Genomic DNA, 23,215 nt, shown 5'->3' on the forward strand with positions numbered 1-23,215 from the left:
TAAAATGCTTACTGTTTAATAAGTGCTTTATTGTATAAATACTTACAACTTAATAAGTGTTTTATTGTATAGATACTTACAACTTAATAAGTGTTTTATTGTATAGATACTTACAACTTAATAAGTGTTTTATTGTATAGATACTTACAACTTCATAAGTGATTTATTGTATAGATACTTACAACTTAATAAGTGTTTTATTGTATAGATACTCTAAATAGTTCAAGTTACAGCTAGGCGGCAAGTGAATGAGTCGCTAGGAGCATACAATAGTATGTGACTACGTAGCCAACAACGCTGTGGCTTGAAGTATGACGAGTATCGAATGGAGAACATAATGAAACCGACTGTCTTGCTCTACCAAGATCTTCCCGAAAAACTGTACAAAAAACTATCTGATTTTGCTGATATCAAACAATTTAAAACGCTCTCTTTAGAATCTGATGATTTCCGTTCCGCGCTCGCCAATGCTTCTGGACTACTAGGTGCTGGTGGCAATATCGATGAAAACTTTATTAACCTAGCGCCTCGTTTAAAAGCCGTTTCAACGGTATCTGTTGGCTATGATAATGTTGATGTTAATGCCCTCACCAAGCGTAATATCAAACTAATGCATACTCCAACCGTATTAACAGACACCGTTGCAGATACCATGATGGCATTAGTCCTTGCCGTAGCAAGACGTATCCCTGAACTTGCTGATAATGTTAAACAAGGTTTATGGGTTAAAGGTATCACACCTGATTGGTACGGTACTGATGTTCATCATAAAACCATGGGTATTATTGGCATGGGTCGAATAGGAAAGGCTTTGGCACAACGTGCACACTTTGGTTTTAATATGAATATTCTTTATCACTCACGGACAGAATATACAGAAGTGAACGATAAATTTTCTGCAAAGCATTGCTCTTTAGAAGCCTTATTACAGCAATCTGATTTCGTATGTATCACGTTACCATTAACACCAGAAACGCATCATCTAATGGGGCAAAAACAATTTTCGATGATGAAACCTGATGCTTATTTAATTAACGCAGGGCGTGGAGCTGTGGTGGACGAATTGGCGCTTATCAATGCATTAGAACAAAAAGAGATCGCGGGCGCTGGACTGGATGTTTTTGAAAAAGAGCCTCTATCTTCATCTTCACCTTTATTAACGATGAAAAACGTCGTCGCTGTTCCACATATTGGCTCTGCAACAAAAGAGACTCGCTATGCGATGGCTGAATGTGCAGTAGATAATCTAATTGCAGCACTGAGTAATAATGTAAAAGAAAACTGCGTCAATTTCTAAAGTGGTAAATGGCGCTTTTTAAGGTGCAAAAAAAGGTAATGAAAATCCATCATTACCTTTTTTATTAAGTATTCAAATAAGTTTAAGCGGGATCAACGTGCGCCATCACACTCAAGATCTGTTTATTTTGCAAAACCTTATTACGTGCATTTACAACAATCTCGTGGCTTTCACTGACCGTGAGATCACCTTTGATTTCAAGGTGTACATCTACGAGTAAATAATCACCTGAACGACGTGTCTTTAAATCATGAACGCCTTGCACGCCCGGTGTTGAAACCAGCATCTGTTTAATCTCTTCTAGCGTTTCTTCATCTGCCCCTCTGTCCATTAAATCTTGCAGAGCTTGATAAGTAAAACGCCATCCCATACGACCGACAAATAGTCCGACAATTAATGCTGCTAATGGGTCAAAAAATTTAAATCCAGCCAAACTTCCGATAATACCAATTGCAACAACTAATGACGAAGCTGCGTCAGAACGCGCATGCCAAGCATTCGCGACTAACATATTTGAGTCCACTTTTTTTGCAACCGCAAGCATATAGCGAAATAATCCTTCTTTAGCCGCTAATGCAAGTAAAGCCACATATAAAGCAACACTATGAACTTCAGGAATAGTAGATGGATCTAAAATTTTATGAATGGCAGAAAATACCATTCCCAAACCAACAATTAATAAAATAGTTCCAAGGATAAGTGATGCCGCATTTTCATAGCGAAAATGCCCATAAGGGTGATCCGCATCAGGTTGTTTCTGACTACCTTTATTAGCAATTAAAACAACAAAGTCAGCAATAAGATCAGAAAGCGAGTGAATACCATCAGCAATTAAACCTTGAGAGTGTGAGAAAAAGCCCACTGTAATTTGCCAAATGGATAAAACGATATTGACAAAAACACTCACTAACGTACTTTTTTTAGCTGCCTTAAATTTTTCAGACTGATTATTATCAGCCCGATCCAACTCAATATCATCAATGTGATTATGTGTCATAATAATAATCTTATTTGGTTTTAAATAGCCTACTCTATTGCCATAGATAAATAGAGTTCCATAGGTTATTTCAGGTTCCATAACTCATTGGTGAGGATAAAGGACGACTCTGAATAACAATCCAGTTTAGGGACTAAGATTGCTGTCCAGACATCATATTGAGATGTCATTGCCTATTAATATGCCATATTTAAATCTTTATGTCTCTTATTTTTATCAATAAAATCTTATAGATACAGAACAATAATATAATTGATAATCATTCTTTTATGCATTTTCTATTTTTAATGAGAAAAAAAGAAATTTATTTTTAATACAACATTATTAATGTGCTTTTCTGTCAACAAGTTAAGGTATATAACTTATTTTTCATTATATTGTTAATATTATTTCAGACTGTTTTTAATTTTTAATGCTTAATAATGTAAAGCAGTAAATAATCATTCTCACTCTTATTTAAAACACAGATCACAGCTATTTTTTACTATTAGGCGATAATGGTAAATATTTTAAACTAACGCTAAGTGAGGTTTGTAATGTATAAGAAAATCCTAGTTCCCATTGATATTTTAGAAGATGAACTTTCTCAGGAACTGATCGCTCACATTGAACAAATAGCAAAGGTGGGTAAACCTGAGATCCACTTCCTCACCGTTATTCCTAATGCTGAACTTTTCTTTGGTATCGAATTCGCTGCTATTCCTGAAAAATTCAAAGATTCGTCAGAACGTACTCGTCTTGCTTTTGTTGCGCTACAAGAAATGATTAAAGATGCAAAAATTCCTGATGAGCAGATTATATGTAATGTTGGCGTTGGTAACGCAAAAGATGAAATTTTAGAATATGCTCGCCATATTGATGCTGATTTGATTGCGATTGCGTCACATAGACCTAATGTTTCCTCTTATTTATTAGGCTCAACAGCGTCATCAATTGTACGCCATGCCAAAATGTCAGTTTTAGTTATTCGCTAATATTTAGTTTTAATAACGACAAAGCCCTTTGTCTCAATAACAAAGGGCTTTTTAGTACACTATGACCGGTCCTAAATAAGGCTAGTCGTTATTTTTTAACTGAATCTTGAGTCGTCTCAGCAGCAGACCAAATACGATATTTCACATCAACATCTTTTGGTGTGTAAACAACAATTGGTAATTTGCTGTTATAACGGATGAAGGCATCTGATCCCATATTTGCCTGTACAAAGGCATCTTTTTTCGTATTGTCAGCACATCCCATCATTGTTGACATTGGGCCATTCAAATCGCCAACAACATAATAGCTATAACCCCAACCTTCTAAATTCTTTTCATCTAGATCCGCACCAAACCACTGATGGTTACAATCTACTTTAAGTTCTTTACCAATAATTAATTCAACTTGGTAATTGCTTTCATTATCTTTTTTCTCTAACTCGATAACATGACGAACTTGATTTTCTTGAGCCTTAGGATAAGGTGCAACTTTATCTAAACTGTCGGTAGCTTGTGCACACGCAGATAAAGACATTGCCGCTACTAAAGATAATATTACTTTGTTCATCACTCTCTCCATATTTACAGCGAACACTTCGCCGTTAACAAAATTAGTCAGATGTTTTTATTGCTCATTATCTGAATACTAATATTTTTAGTGCTTGAATGCTAACATCTTAGTAAATAGTACTATGAGTGGATAATTCTGAATGTTTTAAAAAGAAAAATCACGTTTTTTCATGAAATGTAAATTTGTGATGCTCTACCATGCAGATAGCCAATCTATGATTATACTGAAATAGAGACCCAATTTCTTTTCATAGGAGGTTATATGTTCTCAGATCAACAAGCCCTTGTTTCTCAATTAAGAAATAGTGATCCCCGCTTTGAAGCTCTCTACGATAAACATCATCGACTCGATCAAGAAATTGCAAAACTAGAAGGTCCTAACGGAGCTGGTTATAACGACGAAGTTGCCAAACTAAAAAAAGAAAAACTTCATCTTAAAGATGAAATGCAAAAAATACTTCAACGAAGTGAAAAATAAGGCTCTTTTTAAGCGATGATATAATGTCATCGCTTTTTATGATTAAAAACAAAGATACCCTCTCATAAAGATGCATAATTAATGTATCTTTTATTTTTTAGGGTACTCAATATGTCATCAATACATGGTCATGAAGTTTTGCAAATGATCCTTTCTTCAGAGACTGCATTTACTAAAACATCGCTAATTGATGCTATCCATAAACAATTCGGTAATGACTCACGTTTTCATACGTGCTCAGCTGAAAATATGACAGCGACTGAATTAGTTGATTTCTTAGAAAGGAAAGGTAAATTTATTCCAGCAGAGGGTGGATTTACAACGAGTGAAAATAAGATTTGTCATCATTGATAGATATACAGTTTTAAAACCCGATTGCCAGCGATTTCCTTTTCTATGTCATTGGCTTTTTATATAAACAAGTAAAAAGCCAATTCATTCTGACAATCGTAATTACTTTATTTGCTAAATTTTTACTGCACTTTATTCATCGTCTGTTTGCAACCAACCATCATCTTCCCAAACACTTTGAATAAGTTCCATTATGTGTTCATGCTTAGTTTCATCTTTTATGCCTGTGACTTGAATCGAGTTCATGCTACTAAAGGCAATACGAAACTGCATATCTGGATATTCTGGAATGATCTTTTTTCTCAGTTCGTGTTCTAAGAGCGGAAATAATGAGTCGGTTATCTTAGATTGTTTATTAAATAAAATTTCCACACGCATTGGTTTCACCATTTAAAGGCAAATAAACTGTATATAAATACAGTATTATATTCTAAGAAAAAAGAAAAGTCTTTTTGACAAAATTTTTTATCATTACGCATTAAATAATATTTTAGCGTCTCTATCGGCTTGATGATAAGATGCATGATAAATGCAACATATTACTAAGAGAGAAAGGTATGTCAGGAAAAAGAATAAATCGTGAGAAAAAAACCATTCAAAAAATGGTTCGCCTTTATGCTCATTCACATCCTGAAGCTGACTCAGATTATTATCAACAATTAATCAATTATTCCTATAACCGATTAGATAAATGTCGTTATGGTGAAGATAAACCGGCGTGTAAACAATGTCCAATTCACTGTTATCAACCCGCCAAACGAGAAACGATGAAACAGATCATGCGCTGGGCAGGGCCTCGAATGTTAATTTATCATCCGATCTTAGCAATACGTCATCTTATTGATGATAAAAAGCCCGTTCCTCCTCTTCCCGAGAAAAAGCGAGCTATTCGTTCGACGGAAAAATAAAATCAGATTTATTCAATCGATATAAAACATGCTCCGCTAAAGGATGTGCTTTATCTAATGCGGGATGAAAGAAATTATCAGACTGGCGCATACCCAATTTTTGCATCACACCTTGAGATGGAAGATTTGAAACTGCGGTAAAAGCAACAACCTCTTCTAATCCCAGCGTTTCAAACGCACATTTAAATACAGCTAAAGCTGCTTCATAGGTATAGCCTTTTCGCCAAAATTTTTGTGCAATCCGCCAACCAATTTCTACGCAGGGATTAAATGGCAAAGACGCGGCTGGAATATTTAATCCAACAAAACCAATAAACTCTTGAGTCTCTTTTAATTCAACTGCCCACATTCCCCATCCGTTTTGTTTAATAAATTTTTCACGGATAGTCTCAACCATATTATCACTTTCTAATTGAGATAAAGTGCAAGGAAAATAGCGCATCACTTCAGGTGAAGAGTTGATTTCAGAAAAAAATGGCGCTTTATCACTCTCACGCCATTCTCTTAGGTGTAGTCTGGGAGTATCTAAATTCATCGTTATTCTCTATTTATATAAAATTAAGACAATAGCGATAAAATAGGATAAGCAACGAACAATGAAAAGAAAAATGGTACTTTATTTTTTATTTTCTTTTAGTTGATTTTCTACTGGAGCAACAACTTTATCTTTATTTGCATTAGAGCTTTCTTTTATTGAAACAACACGTTGTTGAGCAACTGATTTTGCTTGATGTTCAACTTGCTCTGATTGCCCAGTAAAAATACCACCACGCTTTATAGACATACTGCCACAACGGCTAGTACCACGTAACTCACCGTGTTCTAAAATATCTAAATTATTTGCAGCACAGATACCTTTTACAAAACCATCAATAATAATATCAGGTGCTGTTAATTCACCTTCAACTTGCCCCGCATGCATAACACGAATAACGCCATCTTTGACATTAATATTGCCGGCTACTTTACCCCAAATTTGGATATCGCCTTCAACATTAATATCGCCTTGGAATACCGTTCCTTTTGCAATAATCGTGTATAGTTTTTGCTCTGGCATCGGTTTTTTCTCTTCTGTTATTACTGGTGCAACAGGCTCTGCTGCTTTTGGTGTTTCAGTTTTACGACTAAACATAGCGGCTTTTTTTAACCTCAACGTCATAGAATAAATAATAATGCTAAAAATTAGGATTAAAATAATCAAAAATTCGCCTGCCATTTGATAACGCCAAAAGGCAATTAAGGCGAGAGTCCAAATTATCCATATCCCGCTGAATATCATATTTCGCAGTGTTCGCTTATTCTCCATAATTAGCTATATCCTTACCTCCCTGACAATAAATACACTTATGCATTCATCATTCTAATAAATAGATGGCAAGCATAATGCCAGTAATAAGCCTATTATTACCTTTTAGTTTTTTGATTTGTTCCTTGAGCGAAATAAGATTTAATTAAATTAAGAGGTAGAATCACTATTTTAATAATTTACGCTTAATGTGAATAAATAGTGATGATTATCAGTCCTTTTAGATAAATATTTTTCATTGAAAATTAACATTAGTTGTCTGAATCTATATCTTTATAAAAATTCATTCAAAAAAATTCAATATCTAAAATCAAACCTATTTTCGTTTTAATGAAAAAAATACGAGATCTTCATCACAGTAACAATAAAAACCAAAGGCAAAAGAATAAAATAGATAGGTGAATAATACATTTTTTGTGTACTATTTTTTTGATTTTATGATTTGCAGCCCATTTTATGGTATGTAGAAATGATACCTTGATTACCTAGGTTAATATAACTATAGTTATTAACTGTCTTTTTCAATTTTAATCTTCTTTATATTTATATTTTACACTTATTTATTTTAATTTTTTTATAACAATTAATTTTCATTATTATTACAACCTAGTATTTGTAATGAATTTTGCATTTTAAATGCACTTATTATTTTTTTACACTGTAAAGAAAAAAATAAAAATAACCGATTGTTATATATGGATTTTATTTACACCATCGTAAAGCGTAAATTATTAATTACATTAATTCTTATACTATTACTGAACACCCCACAGAAAAAACTTATCTGTATTTAATTTCTTTTTGCAATTTATAAGCAATGCCTTTAAATTAACAAAATGACTTATCTTAAATTAGCAAAACAAAATGTAATGCCTAATATCTAAAAAAAAAACCACATCAAATTGAAGAAAATAGTCTCTTTTTTATTTTTAATAACACTCAATAATAAAGAAGTGTTTTTATAAATATTCTGATATCTACCTTTATAAAAATACAGTGATACTTATATAATAATTTTGGGCGAAACATGAATACAATACAGTGTGACAAAACCGAGCGATCTGATTGTGCTATTCAAAAAAGATCTTATTTTTATCCACAATATCAAATACTAGAAAATGAACAAAAAGCAATCTTTCTTATCCGAAAGAATGCACTTACATTGCAAAATTGTACTGACACAGTGATAACTAACGAAAACCAAGTTCTTTTTCTACAACAAGGTAGTTATACAATAAAAACACAAGGTGCAGAGCCTACTGATATTATTTATATCCCTCTTTCTGATGACTTCTTAAGAAACTTCATGTCTAAATACAATGATATCTTGTGTCAAATAGAAAGGGATGAAGAGTTTTCCAGTGCTTTTATTTGTTTTCAAAACTCACCTCTTATTCAATTTTGTAGTAATGGCTTTGAGTATCTTACTGTTCAATCTTGCCCTGAAGCCTTCACACAATTACGTATTGAAGAGCTTTTAATTCTATTACTTTCAACTGAGCAAGGTTCTGACTTAATGGCGTTATTGCGCCAACTTAGCCATCGTCAAGTTGACCGCTTAAAGATTTTTATGGAAAAAAATCATTTAAAAAATTGGAAACTCAAACAATTTGCTCGTGAATTTGGAATGGGATTAACTACGTTTAAAGAGCTTTTTAATCATGTTTATGGTACTTCACCAAGAACATGGATCTGTGAAAGACGAATTATTTATGCACATCAACTACTACTCACCACTGAAATGAGTATCGTTGATATTTCAATGGAATCTGGCTTTTCAAGTCAATCTTACTTCACACAAAGCTATCATCGTCGTTTTAATATGACGCCGAGCAAAGCGAGAAATATCAGATCAAAATTATAAAAAATCCGACCGAATATCATAATATCTAAAGGTCATTCATAGTTAGAATACTTGAAATCTATTCTTATGAGTGAGTTGTATATCGTGATACAAGAAAATACATATAGCACCAAAGCCCATTATTATGACTATTTAGCCTTACTAAAAAAAATAATGGCACCCAACAATGAAAAAACTGTAGATGACTTGTTTGATCTACAGTTTTCTTTGCGTTCAAATCAAAACATCGTTACTGCATGTGATGTTAATGAGCAACAAATAAAAATATTATCTCGTGTTTTATGTCGTGAAAGCTTGGACAGTTTATTACAGTCCACTTGGTTTTTACGAAAGAAATACTGCTTTGTTGTAATATCTAAAGAAGAAATACGTGATGTTATTAGTTTCGCACATTCGTTTCATGCAGAACAGTCACATTCCACAATAACACCAGCGGATTGGGATAAATCATTAAAAGCAACGGTCAATATCAATGAGCATATGCGCTTAATTCAAGCCGTAATAAAGCCACTTTTTATTTGGTGGGCTCAACATATTACTCCTCAGCTTTTCACGCTTTATGACACCAAAAGAGAGCTTGAGCTTCAAATTAAGCAGTGTGAAAATATTAAGTCATTTGAAGAAAAACAACTATCAAATAAAAGTGATTCTTTTTTATCTTTAGATGATATCAATATTAAGCTTAATGCAGATAAAGTCAGACTAATTATTATTGATGACTTATTACAGAAAGATATCCAATTGCTCCTCGATAATTGGAAAAATGAACCTATCTTTAATGTTGAAATTAATAATACTTTAGATTATATCCAAAACATAACGCCAAATTCTGAATTAATAAAACCACTGTGGGAGATTTTAAACAGTATTCCGGAAAATCCTGAAAACTGTCAAAAATTAAAAGATTGGCTGCTAGAAAGAGAGCTTTGCTTAAGAAACGATGAATTTTTATGGCGATAATAAAGTTTCAGCTCTTCTCTCAATAAAAAGAGAAGAGCTGATGTTAGCTTTTAATTATTCTATTTAATATCTAAGATCTCAATTGTCACAATAGACATAGATTCTGGTGGTACTTGTCCTGGCACACCATTTTTTCCATAACCGCCACCGGGTTTTATATAAATTTTGGCTTTACCATTGATACCAGCTTTTGCAATAAAGGTATTCAGTGGTAACGGCAATTGTCGGTAAGGTAAAATAAGTGGCTTAGCTTTATCATAATTAAGAGTTACAGTACCATCAGTTAACTCTTCATGCATTGTAAATACAACCGTTTTACCTGCAATTGAAGGCTCAGGTTTACCCTGCTTTAATATTTTAAAGTAGGTATTATCGTCATATTGTACGTAATTCTGTTTTTGGATCTCAGATAAAATGGATTTATTACGCTGGGCATTATCTTTACCAATAATCGAGTAAGCATAAGCAAGTTGCCCTGCGATCATTTGCCCTTCACCAGCCATTTTCTCCAGCTGTTCTTTTAGCGTTTTATTTTCTTTTAAGATATTACTAGTGTCTGTATTAACTTTCGCTAATTCAGCATCTTTTGCTTTAATTTGCTCATTTAATTTAGCAATAGATTCTGTTTGTTGTTGCTTTAACGTGCTAACTTGCTGTGCATTTTCTGTATTTTGTTTTTCTAATTGTACTTTTGCTTCAGCTAATTGAGCACTCAATTTATCCGTTGTATTTTGCTTTTCAGTGAGTTGTTTTTCTAACAATGCTAACGTTTTTTCACTCTCTGTTTTGCTCGTGGTGACTTGAGCTAATGCAATATTATTCTCTTTAAATTGTGTATCTAATGTTTGATATTTATTCGATAGCTCACTTTGCGCTTTCTCTAACTTAGCTATCAGATTATTTTTATCAGTAATTAAATTATCAACGGCTTTTTCACCAGCAGATAAACTCTTCTTCAAGTCAGCTAGTTCCGTGACCTTGTTATCTAACTGTGCTTTTAATTCTGGGATCGCTTTTAATTTTTCATCTACCTGCTCTTTTTGCTGTTGAACAGCTAAAAGCGATTTATTAAGTTTAGCTTGTTCCTGATTACTTTTTTCAACTTGTGTTTTCAGTTGTGCTATTTCTTTGCGCTGATCCTCAACAAGTTTGCTATTAGCATCTTGCTGTTTTTCTGCTTCCGCAACTTTTAATACAAGCTCTTTAGATAAATCTTCACGTTCTGATGTAATCTTCAATAATGTGCTTTGTAATTTATCTATCTCTTTTTTCGCAGAGTCATCTTTTAGCAATAGTTGAGCCTGTGCAAATTGAGCCTGCACATCGTCTTTCTCTTTCTTTATTGCTGCTAATTGAGTTTGTACATCTGAAAGTTGTTTAGTTAATTTTTCTTGCTCAGTCGTTATTGTTGATAACGAATTTTCTAATGTTGCTATCTCTTTATTTTTAGCAGTTTCTAATTTAGCTAACTCTTGCTCTTTTTGCTTACTGTTACCACTTAGTAACTGCTGAGATTCGATATACTGAGCCTGTATAACTTCTTTTTCTTGTTCAATTTTCGCAAGTAGTGTCTGTTTTTCATTCAATTGACTAATTAACTTCTCTTGCTCTACTTTTATGCTCTCAAGTGAACTTTGTAATTTATCAATCTCTTTTTTAGCACTGTCATCTTTTAACAGAGCCTGAGCCTGTTGATACTGCGATTGTAATTGATCTTTTTCTTGCTCAAGCTGAGTATATTTCGCTTCTAGGGTTTTAAGTATTCCCGCTTGTTTTTCAAAATCTTGTTGCTGTTTTGCTAATTCAGTATTTTTTACTGTTGTTGCCTGTAATACGTTCTCTTTTTCAGCTAACTGATTAACTAATAAATCACGTTCTTTTTTTGTTGTTTCTAAATCACTTTGTAATTTGGCAACAGCCTGTTTCAACGTGTCATCACTAAGCAAGTTATTCGCCGTAGCTAATTTTTCTTCTGTTTCAGCCAGCGTCAATTCTAATTGTTTAATTTGGTTATTTGCATTTTGAAGTTTTTCTAAATGCTCTTTTGTTATAGCTGCCTGCTCTGTGTATTTTTGATACAGAGTTTGGTATTTACTTCTCGTATCTGCTAAACGATTTAAGAGCTCTTTATTAAAAAGAGGTTGCTTACGATCGAGTACAGAGCGATTGAATTGATATGCAAAATGGAAAGGAATGGCCGTTACAGAATAAAATGTTCCTGGAATAATATCTAACAAGAAATTGTCATTACGTTGAGGCCTTGCATAACTTTCTTTTGAATAAAGCGCTAACGGGTTATAAATCGTTGCGTTATTTCTGTAACTATACCGATTAAGATCCTCTGGTGTAAATTGTGGTTTAATCGGAACAAATGAAAGCAACGGAGTTAAATAACGAGTGTAATCACTCTTTAATTTTGAATAATCAGCAGGTAACACAGGGCAATTTTCTGCCAGCGTGATATCAGGAGTCTTAATAGGTTCAACTGCCTGATTATCTGTTTTAGCTGGCGTAGAAGGTTTAACTCGTTGCTCTGGTTTTGTTTGTTGAGTCGCTGTGGTGCGGTTTACTCCACGATTCGCCTGACCGGTTCTCGTTGACGATGAAATTGTAGCAGATGTTTTAGGCTCAATTTTAATTGGCTCTTGCGTTTCAAAATAACGGTCAAAATCTTCAATAACAGAATTAAACTCATTATTGGCAAACGACAGTGTTGGAAACAGCATAAAAGCGAGACAAACACTCTGCTTTAATTTCATAGTAATTATTCACCTAATTTTTTTAATGTCGAATTAACTGACATAATCGACAAATAGCGAACTTTTGCACATAAAACTTCTGTTTTTGATTCGATACTCATTTTTAATAAATCTAAACTATCTTTACTTGCTGTACCTTGAACACTACGGTACATCGCATTGATTTCGCTAATTTCTTTAAATGAGCTCATCATGGATTGATAATCAGATGGAGAAAAAGTTTTCAAAGAATCAAGTTGTTTGATACAAGCACTTTGCGGTGCTAGTCCCAATTTTCTTGCATCTACACCACTATCAGCAGGCTCTGCAGCTGGTGCCATAGAAAGCGGTTGTGCAACAGCCACTGGTTGAGTAGTTGCTACAGGCTGTGTGGTTTGTGCTGGCGCTGGCGTTTCAATTGGACGAGTGTGATCAGTCCACGCGCACCCTGATAGGGCGAGGACGCTGGTTGCCATAAATACAGCGAGGACATTCTTTTTATTTTGTAATAAGGACATCATTTTTCCTTAATTCCGATCAGACTTAAATAAGAGCATATGAGTTGTCGCATTTTAAGCCATTTTATTATAATTTTCTATTACCTACTGCATACTAAATAAATAGGCTAACACTCTTGGTTGCAATGAGTGTTCCTATCATTTCATTTATTTTTTCTTAAAATACTACTTACATCACACTAAATGCATCAAATCTTGAATATCGGATTTATTTAGTAAAAATGTTGTCATATAAACTGATCGTTTTTTTATATTGATGGAATAATACCAGATAATAATAAAAATAATAATACTAATTTTATCATTTATTTACGTAATTTACGTGTAAAAAATACTCTTATATTTTGTTGCTGTTTTTTAATACCGAGATAAAATCAAAAAATGAATATCTAATATAGGCTTTGATATTCATTTTATCCTTCAAAATAGGAGAACTAAGATGAGTCATTTTAAAATTGGTATCGTTGTCGGTAGTTTAAGAAAAGATTCGTTTAATAAACAAACAGCACATGCCTTAATTAAGTTATTTCCTCAAGAATTTACCTGTCAGTTTATCGATATTAGTGCTCTCCCTCTCTATAACCAAGACGATGACACTCATCCCCCCTCTTCTGTTGTCGATTTCAAACAACAAATAAAAGCATGTCAAGGCATCATCTTTATCACCCCTGAATATAATCGTTCAATGCCAGGGGCACTTAAGAATGCCATTGACCAAGCCTCTCGCCCTTATGGAACAAGTGCTTGGGATAAAATTCCAGCGGGTATTATTGGTGTTTCAACTGGTAATATTAGTACAGCAATAGCTCAACAGCATTTACGTAATTCGTTAGCCTTCTTGAATATGCCAACCCTAAATCAACCAGAATGTTATCTAAAATGGTATGACGGCATGGTTGAGAATGGACAGTTTTCAGAGAAAACAGCAACTTTTATGCAAAACTGGGTTGATGCCTACGTTGCTTTTGTTAAGCAAAATAATCAATAATCGAACAAACTAAAAAGAGCTTCATGTAAAAAAACATAAGCTCTTTTTCTTTTTTATCATCAAGGTTAATGTAATTTATTTGGTTATAATATCTCTACTAACAAATAAAAGTTTTGGTATTTCATAGGTAAAAAGTAACACTATTCTTGTTCACTTCCTATTAAACAACAAAAGACAAAAATAGATTATCTTTAAAAGATATGTTTTTTATTATCACTATTAAGAATTGTTTATTATATAATCAAAAATAAAGAAATTTAAATAGAACCAGACTCGAGATCAATTTTAATCATTTATCTTATTCGCCCTAAAGTCAGAGAATATCAATAAGACTTCAACTTACTACCACATATAAAATTTACAATTTGATAATTATTTTTAATAATTTATATTAGGCTAGAATATTAGCCATAATGTGCGATACATCTCTAAATAATATGCTTCTATAATTGTGATAAACAAAAAAATTACCTATATTACTCATCCATTAAATACTGGCAGGTAAATCATGGATAAAAATTTAAAAGAAATTGAATGCGAAATTGCTGCTCTAAAAATTGTTATCAAATCTTTACTTTCCACGCTAAGTGATAAACAACGAAGGGATATGTTGGGCAATATATCTATAGTACTTGAGGATACATCAAACAAATACCCTCAGCTCAATGAAGTTATTAACTTAACTGAGCAATATGTGAAGAAGCTTACTCAAGCCTAATGAAAACAATATTTGCTATTGCTATTAAGTTTACACCCTAATTTTATAGGGTGCTAATAGCATCCTATTGATTATTTTATATAGGATATACCGTGATTTTCCTTTCATTAATACAACACTAAGTTAAATTTACTGAGTGTCTATTTCACACATCTAAAATATCCTCATATTTACTATTTTAATGAAAAAAATGCGATAAAATTGTATATTTTTTTATCAATTTAATTTTTTCTTGGATTTAATTAAACAATTAATTAATATGAAAAAAATTTATCACACAGCAATAAATTATCGTCCTTTTGAGGATCTTATGGAAAAAAAAGTTGTCAATATAGAGTATGAAATTGCAGCAGTAAAAGTAGTTTTGAAAGCCTTGTTATTGACTTTGACAGATAAGCAAAAAGAAATAGTGATCCAAGATATAAATAAGACCGTCAATGATGCTTATATCGATCATCCTCAATACCAAGATGTTATAAGCAAGACAGAACAATATATAAAAAAAATAATCTAAGCATAAGGCAATATTCTTCATCACCCTCTCTTTATTATTATTTATACTAGAGAGGATTTATATCTACATCTTTAAAAAATCAAATCGCTTCAAGCTTTAACATAATCACTGATTGATTGATTATGAAAATTAAAATAGAAAGTACTTTTTGATTGATTGAGTATAAACAAAATAACATTGTTATTTATAGAGCGTTTTAATTTGGATAATAATTTTCTGTTTCACATGATAAAAATAATAAAACATGAGGACTTAAATACTCAATCAATGAGCAAGTTAAGCTCATTGATACTGTTAAATAAAAGCAAGAATAATAAGAATGTAACCTTTATATTTATAATATTTTTGCGCCTAACGAGTAAAAACTTACCACATTAGACACATATTTTATAAATTTTTTCTATATCAACGATGAGCTAGATTGAATTTTTGTACCGATTGCTGTAATTCTTCGGTTTGTCTTTCTAATGAAATGGCTGCTGCTGAAACTTGTTCAACTAAAGAGGCATTCTGTTGTGTTACGCCATCCATTTGAGTAATAGCCACACTCACTTGACCAATACCTTTACTTTGCTCTTCAGATGCAATAGTGATTTCTTTCATTATTGACGTTACCTGTTTAACTCCCGTCAAAATGTCTTCCATTGTTTTTTCCATATCGCTGACTAAGCTAGCCCCTTTTCTTACTCGCGTAGTGGAGTCAGCAATAAGTACTTCAATCTCTTTAGCCGCTTTGGCACTATCTCCTGCTAAATTACGCACTTCATTGGCGACGACCATAAATCCTCGCCCATGAGATCCAGCTCTTGCTGCTTCTACTGATGCATTTAAAGCAAGTATATTCGTTTGAAATGCAATGTTATTAATAACATTGATGATATCTGCAATTTTACTTGAGCTATCAGAGATCCCATCCATTGTTGTTACAACAGATTCAGCTAATTCATTGCCTTTTTCAACGGTCACTGATGCAACTTCAGCCAATTCTCTCGCCTGATAAGCGTGCTCCATGTTTTGATTAACGGCAGTTGTTATCTCTTCCATACTGGCGGCAGTTTGCTCTAATGCCGTTGCTTGCTCTTCTGTACGAGAAGCCAAATCGTTATTCCCTTTGGCAATTTCAGATGCACCACGATAAATACTTTCACTTCCCATACGGATAGTGCTTACCGCTTCATGCAAGCTATTTTGCATATCATTTAATAGCGGTATTAATCGCCCAGCACAGTTATTACCAAAAGGCTCAAGGGAATGACTCAGATCGCCCTCTGTAATTTTCACAAAATGCTGGCGAATACTTTCAAGTGGCTTTTGTAGCATTGCCACTAAATAGCGGTCAGTGAGGATCAGAATAACTCCCCCTAAAATGGCACTAATGATAATAACAATTTGTGTCACTTCAATAAGCTCATCCACTTCTTCAATGGTGCTATCAATTTTTATATTTGCAGCATTATTAAAATTTTCACTCACATTGCCTAATTCACGACTCAACGCAGGTGTCACATTTTTTGCATGATGTTCATATTGCTCAATGGTGCCATTGAGCGCTAATTCCATCTGCTTTTTTACTCCTTGCTCAAAAAGAGCTTGCCATACATCCATTAACTCTTTTGATACTTTGGCATCCATCGGCCCCGGAGAAACAGATTTCATATACGTAATCTGCTTTTCCATATTTTCCATCGCCAATTGTGCTTGTGTAAAATCGACTTCTTTGCCTTCTGCTTTCTCCTCAACGAGGCGATTTAATCGAGAAGTGAATCGAAAGTACTGATCATTTCCCTGACTGAGTGCAGCCATTTGTTTTATTATTTGATTATCAGATTGATTGCCTTCAGATATTTGTGATAGTGACCATGCGCTATAAAGACTGACACTGCCAAATAACACACATAATGTCCCCAGGATGATTATCATCATCAGACGAATAGTAATGTTACGAAGTTTCTGCATCGAATTTCTCAACTAACAAGATAAAGTAAGCCCAATAGGGCGTAATGTACTCTTATCGACACTTTTTCAATTTATTTTAATTTTTTACTAAAGTTTTTTATAAATTGGTTTTTAATTTTCTATACATAAAAAGAGTTAGGTGAAAGAAGCAAAAATGTTACTTATGTATCATTTTTTATAATCTTAAATAAAAAACAAAAAAATCATTTAAAATCATAACGTTGATATAATGATTGCGATAAAAACAAATAAGGATAGTTAAAGAAAGAATATTTGAAGAGAAAATAAATTTTAAGGTATTCTTAATCTTTTAAACCAAGTTATTTATACACATAAGAGGTGACTTAATTGAACTCACCCCCTTTGATTTATTAAAAAATTCTTATTAAAAAATATGCGAGAAATGCGAAATAACAGCTAAATAGAACTATTTTGTGATTAATGAATCACATTTATAGGATGGGATGGGTATACATAAGGCGATACGAACTAACTCGCCTATTGATATAAACCAAACTAAATGGTTCTATTTTTATCTGCAAATAATCTGAAGCGCTGAAAACTAATATCGTCAAAACAAACTTCCCCATCAGGTTTAAATCCATAACGAGAAACTGTTTTTGTTACTTTTCTTGAGTGAGGAAGCAAAATTGTGATGCTTTCAATATTCATTTCATCAAATGCTCTACGAATAATTTCAGCATAAATTATTTTACCCATTCCCCAATAATTGGGATGAAGAACTAATGCAAGATCAGCATCATCTCCTTCTTTTTGAAGTCCCCCCCATCCCGCAAACACACCGTCAATAACAAATGCCCAAGGACCATACCCATTATCATCCCATTGAGAGTCTTTATCTTTTGCCCATAAAATACTTTTTTCGATATCAAAATTAGGACTGCCCAAAGGCATTTGTCGTAAAACCGCAGGGTGATTATTAAGTTCTACAATATGTGAGGGTTCTATCTGTGAGAGTCTTTTGAACTCTAAATGCATATAATTTCCTAAATTACATAATATGTTAAATGTGAATACCAATATACTAAGGTTATACTTATTAAAACTCACTAAATCATATCATCTTATTATATTTTCAATCCTACTTCTAAAAATAAATCTATGTAAATCAATTTATTGTATAGACTAAATGGTATAAAAAATGCTAAGTAGTGAATTATATAAATTTCCAAAGCAGTCACAAATTTTGAAGATGATGAGTTAATAAACTAGTTGATTTATAAGAAGATTAGAGATAGAGATGAGTTTGTGGGTTGTTTGGAGCGGGCGAAGGGAATCGAACCCTCGTATAGAGCTTGGGAAGCTCTCGTTCTACCATTGAACTACGCCCGCGATTGATTTTCCTGATTATACGCTTCCCTAATTGAACGACAATCCCCTTCTTATTCAAATGATTATTTAATCGTCGCAAAAAAGATAATTAACTGTTTTAAAAAACAAAAAAGCCACCTTTCGGTGGCCTTATAACTCTATTTTTCTTCGTTAATGCTATTGTTAAATTAAGGGTTTATTTAAAATAACAATTATTTATTAGGGCGCATTGCCGGGAATAAAATAACATCACGAATGGTATGGCTGTCAGTAAATAACATCACCATACGGTCAATACCAATACCTAAACCAGCTGTTGGTGGTAAGCCGTGTTCTAATGCCGTGATGTAGTCATGGTCAAAGAACATCGCTTCTGCATCACCCGCTTCTTTTTGGCGAACTTGATCTTCAAAACGCTCTGCTTGGTCTTGAGCATCATTAAGTTCTGAGAAGCCATTACCAATTTCACGACCACCAATAAAGAATTCAAAGCGGTCAGTGATAAATGGATTATCATCGTTACGACGAGCCAGTGGAGAAACTTCTGCTGGGTATTCAATGATGAATGTTGGCTGAATTAAGTGGCTTTCTGCAACTTCTTCAAAAATTTCACATTGAACACGACCTAAGCCCCAGCTTTTCTCAATCTTAATACCAATAGACTGAGCAATAGCAACTGCTTTATCCATATCATCAAGATCAGCCATTACGGTTTCTGGACGATATTTGCAGATAGCTTCTTTCATGGTTAATTTGGCAAATGGTTTACCAAAATCAAACTCTTGATCACCATATTTCACTAATGAAGAGCCCAGTACATTTTCAGTTAATGTACGGAATAATTCTTCAGTTAATTCAATCAGGTCACGATAATCTGCATACGCCATATAGAGTTCCATCATGGTGAACTCTGGGTTATGACGTGGTGATACACCTTCGTTACGGAAGTTACGGTTGATTTCGAATACGCGATCAAAACCACCGACAACTAAACGTTTTAAATATAACTCAGGTGCAATACGCAGATACATATCGATATCTAACGCATTATGGTGAGTAATAAACGGACGCGCACTTGCTCCACCAGGGATAGTTTGCATCATCGGCGTTTCAACTTCCATAAAGCCTTTGTTCACCATAAATTGACGGATACCCGCCATAACTTGTGAACGAATTTGGAAAGTTTTGCGCGATTCTTCGTTAGAGATCAGATCTAAATAACGCTGACGATAACGCATTTCTTGGTCAGCTAAACCGTGGAATTTATCCGGTAACGGGCGCAGTGCTTTAGTTAATAAACGCACTTCTGTACAGTGAACACTTAATTCACCTGTTTTCGTTTTGAAAACACGGCCACGAGCACCTAAGATATCGCCCAGATCCCATTTTTTAAATTGCTCGTTATAGATACCTTCTGGTAAATCATCACGAGAAACATAAAGCTGAATACGGCCACCCATGTCTTGCAATGTAGCGAAAGATGCCTTGCCCATAATACGGCGAGTCATCATACGACCTGCAATAGAAACTTCCACATTCGCTGCTTCTAACTCTTCTGCACTCATTGCATCATACTTTTGATGTAATTCGTCAGACAGAGAATCTCTGCGGAAATCATTTGGGAATGCGTTACCATTATCGCGTAAAGCAGATAATTTTTCGCGGCGTGTTTGCAGTTCGTTATTTAAATCAGGTGCCTGCTCCGCACCTTGTTGCTGTTGCGACATGTTTTTCCTCACAGGCCCGCTTTTAAGCTAGCTTCAATAAATTTATCAAGATCACCGTCTAATACTGCTTGTGTATTACGCGTTTCCACACCAGTACGTAAATCTTTAATACGTGAATCATCAAGAACATAAGAACGAATTTGACTACCCCAGCCAATATCGGACTTGTTATCTTCCATTACTTGCTTGTCTGCATTTTTCTTTTGCATTTCCAGCTCGTATAACTTCGCTTTCATCTGCTTCATTGCCTGATCTTTGTTCTTATGCTGAGAGCGATCGTTTTGGCATTGAGTGACAAGACCTGTTGGAACGTGGGTAATACGCACCGCAGATTCTGTTTTGTTAACGTGCTGTCCACCCGCACCTGAAGCACGATAAACGTCAATACGTAAATCCGCAGGGTTGATTTCAATATCAATATTGTCATCAACTTCAGGGTAAATAAAGGCAGAGCTAAATGAGGTATGGCGACGGCCGCCTGAGTCAAATGGGCTTTTACGAACTAAGCGATGAACACCTGTTTCTGTACGTAACCAACCATAAGCGTACTCACCAATAATTTTGATTGTCGCTGATTTTAATCCTGCAACATCACCGTCAGATTCTTCAATAATTTCTGTTTTAAAGCCTCTTGATTCAGCCCAACGTAAATACATGCGCATCAGCATACTTGCCCAATCTTGCGCTTCTGTACCACCAGAGCCTGCTTGTAAATCAAGGTAGCAATCCGCACTGTCATATTCACCAGAGAACATGCGACGGAATTCTAATTGCTCAAGCTTTTTATTTAATACATCTAATTCAGCAATGGCTTCGTTAAATGTTTCTTCGTCATCAGCTTCAACCGCTAATTCAAGTAAACCAGAAACATCTTCTAGTCCTTGATCTAACTGGTCGATTGTTTCTACGATAGCCTCAAGAGATGAACGCTCTTTGCCTAATGCTTGTGCCCTTTCCGGCTCATTCCATACATCAGGTTGTTCTAATTCAGCGTTAACTTCTTCTAAACGCTCTTTCTTGGCATCATAGTCAAAGATACCCCCTGAGAACATTTGTTCTTTCAGAGACTTCTTCTATTTGGTGTTTTACGGGGTTGATTTCAAACATACTTTTTCGTCTTTATGTTGTTTTCAAAAACAATTGGAATAAATTTTGAACCGCATATTGTAACGGATATATCAGCGGGTTTATAGCATTTATATACAATTGTCTACCAGATAGTTGTTGCCATAACAACGTTACCCTTTATATCACGATAAATTGTTTAATTATTCGCGTTAACAAGGCCAAATGTGCTCAACAAGCAGTTGTGCATTACGTTGCCCTCTAAACTCATTTACATCCAATCGATAGGCTAATTCAACCGTTTTAATACTATTATCAGGCCACATATTGATATCAACATTGAATGCAATCGCATCAATCATTAAATGGCTATTTACAGGCTGAAGCATCATTTTTAAATGTTTACTGCCCACAATACGTTGTTGTAACAGCGTAAATTTACCGTCAAATAGAGGTTCAGGAAACGCCTGTCCCCAAGGCCCTGCTTCTCTTAGCATTTCTGCGATAGGTAGTGATAATTGCTTTTCGCTCAACTCACCATCCGATAAAATGACGCCTTGCAACTGTTCATCGGAAACCAGTTCTGCCATCAAAGACGAAAAATGACGCTGAAACAGCGGGAATTTATCCTCTTCAAGTGAAAGCCCTGCCGCCATTGCGTGCCCGCCAAATTTCACCATCAAACCCGGATTTAATGTATTTAATCGTTCTAATGCATCTCGAAGATGTACACCACTTATTGAACGACCAGAGCCTTTCAACAGACCATCACCGCTAGGTGCAAAAGCAATAACAGGACGATGCAATTTTTCTTTAATACGAGAAGCTAAAATACCCACAACACCTTGATGCCATTCAGGATGATAGATAGCTAAACCATTTGGTAAATCATGTTGCGTTCCCATAAATTGACGGAAAATAGTTGAAGCTTCTTCTTGCATACCCGCTTCAATTTCACGCCGAGTTTGATTTAATCCATCAAGTTCATTAGCAATTTCACGCGCAGAACCAATATTATCGGTTAAAAGTAAAGCAACGCCCACAGACATATCATCAAGGCGTCCGGCTGCGTTTAAGCGAGGCCCTAAAGAGAAACCTAAATCGCTACTGACTAGTTGAGCGAGCTCTTTACGAGAAACTTCCGTAAGTGCTTTTATTCCTACACAACAACGACCCGCTCTAATTCGGCGTAATCCTTCATAAACAAAAATACGGTTATTTTCATCAAGAGGAACAACGTCTGCTACTGTACCTAGTGCAACTAAATCGAGAAAATCCGCCATATTGGGGCGAGCTAAGTTTTGTTGCTCGAACCAACCTTGTTTTTCTAATTCAGCTCTTAATGCCGTCATTAAATAAAACGTAACGCCAACACCCGCTAATGATTTAGATAAAAAAGAACAATCTGTCAGGTTAGGATTAATAATCGCATCAGCAGCGGGTAAAGTTTGTCCGGGTAAATGGTGATCCGTAACGAGGACACGAATACCATATTCATGAGCTGTATCCACACCTTCAAAAGAGGAAATTCCATTATCAACGGTGATAATGAGATCAACCCCCTTTTTAGCAACGTCATGAACAACTTGAGGGCTTAAACCATAGCCATCATCAAAGCGATTAGGAATATGATAGCTAACTTGCTTAAATCCCATTTGACGTAATGCTTTAATCGCAAGTGCAGTACTTGTTGCGCCATCAGCATCAAAATCGCCAACAATAACAATGCGAGATTGTTGCTGTAACGCCTCAATCAGTAATGAAATTGCCGTTTCTATTCCTGTTAATGCTTGATAATGAAGTAAGCCTTTTAACGATCGTTCTAGTTGAACTTCAGATGTTATTCCACGATTAGCATAAATTTGTCGTAATAAGGGATCTAAGTTATCCGGTAATTGAGTTGCCTGTGCAATTCGACGACGCAGTGTCGGTTCAATAGTGACCATAAAACGTA

General features: G+C 34.5%; 22 protein-coding genes and 1 tRNA gene. 10 read left to right on the forward strand and 13 right to left on the reverse strand.

The genetic code is table 11. The features are described from left to right. Positions 1-337 precede the first annotated feature (337 nt). On the forward strand, positions 338-1,297 hold the full coding sequence (ghrB, locus tag EHE21_RS13365) for a glyoxylate/hydroxypyruvate reductase GhrB (protein ID WP_194950911.1): 960 nt from the start codon (positions 338-340) through the stop codon (positions 1,295-1,297). A gap of 82 nt (positions 1,298-1,379) precedes the next feature. Here ghrB and EHE21_RS13370 read toward each other — a convergent pair whose 3' ends face one another. Next, on the reverse strand, positions 1,380-2,294 hold the full coding sequence (locus EHE21_RS13370) for a cation diffusion facilitator family transporter (RefSeq protein WP_194950912.1): 915 nt from the start codon (positions 2,292-2,294) through the stop codon (positions 1,380-1,382). Positions 2,295-2,830: 536 nt separating this feature from the next. On the opposite strand from EHE21_RS13370, the gene EHE21_RS13375 reads away from it, so the two are divergent. Further along, positions 2,831-3,268, forward strand: coding sequence for a universal stress protein (locus tag EHE21_RS13375; RefSeq protein WP_023581562.1), 438 nt, complete (start codon positions 2,831-2,833; stop codon positions 3,266-3,268). Positions 3,269-3,356: 88 nt separating this feature from the next. Here EHE21_RS13375 and eco read toward each other — a convergent pair whose 3' ends face one another. Next, positions 3,357-3,836 carry a serine protease inhibitor ecotin gene (gene eco / locus EHE21_RS13380; protein ID WP_193775149.1) on the reverse strand — a complete coding sequence of 160 codons (480 nt, stop codon included), beginning with the start codon at positions 3,834-3,836 and terminating at the stop codon, positions 3,357-3,359. A 264-nt stretch (positions 3,837-4,100) separates the two neighbouring features. Between eco and EHE21_RS13385 the strand changes: the two genes are divergently transcribed. Then, on the forward strand, positions 4,101-4,316 hold the full coding sequence (locus tag EHE21_RS13385) for a DUF465 domain-containing protein (protein WP_023581560.1): 216 nt from the start codon (positions 4,101-4,103) through the stop codon (positions 4,314-4,316). A 111-nt stretch (positions 4,317-4,427) separates the two neighbouring features. Next, the gene (locus EHE21_RS13390) at positions 4,428-4,667 is read left to right on the forward strand and encodes a YecH family metal-binding protein (protein ID WP_023581559.1); all 240 of its coding nucleotides are present in this window, start codon (positions 4,428-4,430) and stop codon (positions 4,665-4,667) included. Between the two features lie 132 nt (positions 4,668-4,799). Here EHE21_RS13390 and EHE21_RS13395 read toward each other — a convergent pair whose 3' ends face one another. Next, entirely contained in the window at positions 4,800-5,045 is a 246-nt protein-coding gene (locus EHE21_RS13395) for a DinI-like family protein (protein WP_036934877.1), read from the reverse strand. Between the two features lie 179 nt (positions 5,046-5,224). On the opposite strand from EHE21_RS13395, the gene EHE21_RS13400 reads away from it, so the two are divergent. Beyond that, positions 5,225-5,575, forward strand: a complete 351-nt coding sequence (locus EHE21_RS13400) for a nitrous oxide-stimulated promoter family protein (protein ID WP_194950913.1) — start codon at positions 5,225-5,227, stop codon at positions 5,573-5,575. Here EHE21_RS13400 and EHE21_RS13405 read toward each other — a convergent pair. Next, positions 5,553-6,110 (reverse strand): GNAT family N-acetyltransferase, encoded by a 558-nt coding sequence (locus EHE21_RS13405; protein WP_088494976.1) that lies wholly within the window; start codon positions 6,108-6,110, stop codon positions 5,553-5,555. The genes EHE21_RS13400 and EHE21_RS13405 overlap by 23 nt on opposite strands. A gap of 81 nt (positions 6,111-6,191) precedes the next feature. Then, positions 6,192-6,707: a bactofilin family protein gene (locus tag EHE21_RS13410; protein ID WP_226892275.1), complete on the reverse strand. Its 516-nt coding sequence runs from the start codon at positions 6,705-6,707 to the stop codon at positions 6,192-6,194. Positions 6,708-7,908: 1,201 nt separating this feature from the next. Between EHE21_RS13410 and EHE21_RS13415 the strand changes: the two genes are divergently transcribed. Together EHE21_RS13415 and EHE21_RS13420 are read left to right on the forward strand one after the other, a co-directional pair. Then, positions 7,909-8,745 carry a helix-turn-helix transcriptional regulator gene (locus EHE21_RS13415; RefSeq protein ID WP_194950914.1) on the forward strand — a complete coding sequence of 279 codons (837 nt, stop codon included), beginning with the start codon at positions 7,909-7,911 and terminating at the stop codon, positions 8,743-8,745. Positions 8,746-8,829: 84 nt separating this feature from the next. Then, positions 8,830-9,705: a T3SS regulon anti-activator ExsD domain-containing protein gene (locus EHE21_RS13420; RefSeq protein WP_228766687.1), complete on the forward strand. Its 876-nt coding sequence runs from the start codon at positions 8,830-8,832 to the stop codon at positions 9,703-9,705. Between the two features lie 59 nt (positions 9,706-9,764). Here EHE21_RS13420 and EHE21_RS13425 read toward each other — a convergent pair whose 3' ends face one another. Further along, entirely contained in the window at positions 9,765-12,464 is a 2,700-nt protein-coding gene (locus EHE21_RS13425) for a sugar transporter (protein ID WP_194950916.1), read from the reverse strand. Positions 12,465-12,469: 5 nt separating this feature from the next. Beyond that, on the reverse strand, positions 12,470-12,961 hold the full coding sequence (locus tag EHE21_RS13430; protein WP_228766688.1) for a hypothetical protein: 492 nt from the start codon (positions 12,959-12,961) through the stop codon (positions 12,470-12,472). A gap of 439 nt (positions 12,962-13,400) precedes the next feature. Between EHE21_RS13430 and EHE21_RS13435 the strand changes: the two genes are divergently transcribed. The 3 genes from EHE21_RS13435 to EHE21_RS13445 all read left to right on the forward strand — a co-directional run bounded on the left by EHE21_RS13435 (position 13,401) and on the right by EHE21_RS13445 (position 15,181). After that, positions 13,401-13,949 carry an NADPH-dependent FMN reductase gene (locus EHE21_RS13435; protein ID WP_194950918.1) on the forward strand — a complete coding sequence of 183 codons (549 nt, stop codon included), beginning with the start codon at positions 13,401-13,403 and terminating at the stop codon, positions 13,947-13,949. Between the two features lie 508 nt (positions 13,950-14,457). Continuing rightward, entirely contained in the window at positions 14,458-14,667 is a 210-nt protein-coding gene (locus EHE21_RS13440) for a sigma-S stabilization anti-adapter protein IraP (protein WP_098942235.1), read from the forward strand. A 310-nt stretch (positions 14,668-14,977) separates the two neighbouring features. Beyond that, on the forward strand, positions 14,978-15,181 hold the full coding sequence (locus EHE21_RS13445; protein ID WP_194950919.1) for a hypothetical protein: 204 nt from the start codon (positions 14,978-14,980) through the stop codon (positions 15,179-15,181). Between the two features lie 405 nt (positions 15,182-15,586). Here EHE21_RS13445 and EHE21_RS13450 read toward each other — a convergent pair whose 3' ends face one another. The 6 genes from EHE21_RS13450 to recJ all read right to left on the reverse strand — a co-directional run bounded on the left by EHE21_RS13450 (position 15,587) and on the right by recJ (position 23,207). Further along, positions 15,587-17,137, reverse strand: coding sequence for a methyl-accepting chemotaxis protein (locus EHE21_RS13450; RefSeq protein WP_194950920.1), 1,551 nt, complete (start codon positions 17,135-17,137; stop codon positions 15,587-15,589). A gap of 516 nt (positions 17,138-17,653) precedes the next feature. Then, entirely contained in the window at positions 17,654-18,136 is a 483-nt protein-coding gene (locus EHE21_RS13455; protein WP_194950921.1) for a GNAT family N-acetyltransferase, read from the reverse strand. A 280-nt stretch (positions 18,137-18,416) separates the two neighbouring features. Continuing rightward, positions 18,417-18,490, reverse strand: a tRNA-Gly gene (locus tag EHE21_RS13460). Between the two features lie 191 nt (positions 18,491-18,681). Next, positions 18,682-20,196: a lysine--tRNA ligase gene (gene lysS, locus EHE21_RS13465; RefSeq protein WP_194950922.1), complete on the reverse strand. Its 1,515-nt coding sequence runs from the start codon at positions 20,194-20,196 to the stop codon at positions 18,682-18,684. An 8-nt stretch (positions 20,197-20,204) separates the two neighbouring features. Then, positions 20,205-21,303, reverse strand: a protein-coding gene (gene prfB, locus EHE21_RS13470) for a peptide chain release factor 2 (protein ID WP_099074846.1) whose coding sequence is annotated in 2 segments (ribosomal slippage) — positions 20,205-21,227 and positions 21,229-21,303 — 1,098 coding nt in all. Because the reading frame shifts where the segments join, the coding sequence is not laid out codon by codon here. 170 nt (positions 21,304-21,473) lie between these two features. Beyond that, positions 21,474-23,207: a single-stranded-DNA-specific exonuclease RecJ gene (recJ, locus tag EHE21_RS13475; protein ID WP_194950923.1), complete on the reverse strand. Its 1,734-nt coding sequence runs from the start codon at positions 23,205-23,207 to the stop codon at positions 21,474-21,476. Positions 23,208-23,215 lie beyond the last annotated feature (8 nt).

The sequence above is a fragment of the Proteus sp. GOKU genome (assembly GCF_015475555.1).
GTDB classification, from domain to species: Bacteria; Pseudomonadota; Gammaproteobacteria; order Enterobacterales; family Enterobacteriaceae; genus Proteus; species Proteus mirabilis_B.

Coding starts and splice junctions, on each gene's coding strand:
- ghrB (WP_194950911.1), top strand. CDS start 338: ATGAAACCGACTGTCTTGCTCTACCAAGATCTTCCCGAAAAACTGTAC.
- EHE21_RS13370 (WP_194950912.1), bottom strand. CDS start 2,294: ATGACACATAATCACATTGATGATATTGAGTTGGATCGGGCTGATAAT.
- EHE21_RS13375 (WP_023581562.1), top strand. CDS start 2,831: ATGTATAAGAAAATCCTAGTTCCCATTGATATTTTAGAAGATGAACTT.
- eco (WP_193775149.1), bottom strand. CDS start 3,836: ATGAACAAAGTAATATTATCTTTAGTAGCGGCAATGTCTTTATCTGCG.
- EHE21_RS13385 (WP_023581560.1), top strand. CDS start 4,101: ATGTTCTCAGATCAACAAGCCCTTGTTTCTCAATTAAGAAATAGTGAT.
- EHE21_RS13390 (WP_023581559.1), top strand. CDS start 4,428: ATGTCATCAATACATGGTCATGAAGTTTTGCAAATGATCCTTTCTTCA.
- EHE21_RS13395 (WP_036934877.1), bottom strand. CDS start 5,045: ATGCGTGTGGAAATTTTATTTAATAAACAATCTAAGATAACCGACTCA.
- EHE21_RS13400 (WP_194950913.1), top strand. CDS start 5,225: ATGTCAGGAAAAAGAATAAATCGTGAGAAAAAAACCATTCAAAAAATG.
- EHE21_RS13405 (WP_088494976.1), bottom strand. CDS start 6,110: ATGAATTTAGATACTCCCAGACTACACCTAAGAGAATGGCGTGAGAGT.
- EHE21_RS13410 (WP_226892275.1), bottom strand. CDS start 6,707: ATGTTTAGTCGTAAAACTGAAACACCAAAAGCAGCAGAGCCTGTTGCA.
- EHE21_RS13415 (WP_194950914.1), top strand. CDS start 7,909: ATGAATACAATACAGTGTGACAAAACCGAGCGATCTGATTGTGCTATT.
- EHE21_RS13425 (WP_194950916.1), bottom strand. CDS start 12,464: ATGAAATTAAAGCAGAGTGTTTGTCTCGCTTTTATGCTGTTTCCAACA.
- EHE21_RS13430 (WP_228766688.1), bottom strand. CDS start 12,961: ATGTCCTTATTACAAAATAAAAAGAATGTCCTCGCTGTATTTATGGCA.
- EHE21_RS13435 (WP_194950918.1), top strand. CDS start 13,401: ATGAGTCATTTTAAAATTGGTATCGTTGTCGGTAGTTTAAGAAAAGAT.
- EHE21_RS13440 (WP_098942235.1), top strand. CDS start 14,458: ATGGATAAAAATTTAAAAGAAATTGAATGCGAAATTGCTGCTCTAAAA.
- EHE21_RS13445 (WP_194950919.1), top strand. CDS start 14,978: ATGGAAAAAAAAGTTGTCAATATAGAGTATGAAATTGCAGCAGTAAAA.
- EHE21_RS13450 (WP_194950920.1), bottom strand. CDS start 17,137: ATGCAGAAACTTCGTAACATTACTATTCGTCTGATGATGATAATCATC.
- EHE21_RS13455 (WP_194950921.1), bottom strand. CDS start 18,136: ATGCATTTAGAGTTCAAAAGACTCTCACAGATAGAACCCTCACATATT.
- lysS (WP_194950922.1), bottom strand. CDS start 20,196: ATGTCGCAACAGCAACAAGGTGCGGAGCAGGCACCTGATTTAAATAAC.
- recJ (WP_194950923.1), bottom strand. CDS start 23,207: ATGGTCACTATTGAACCGACACTGCGTCGTCGAATTGCACAGGCAACT.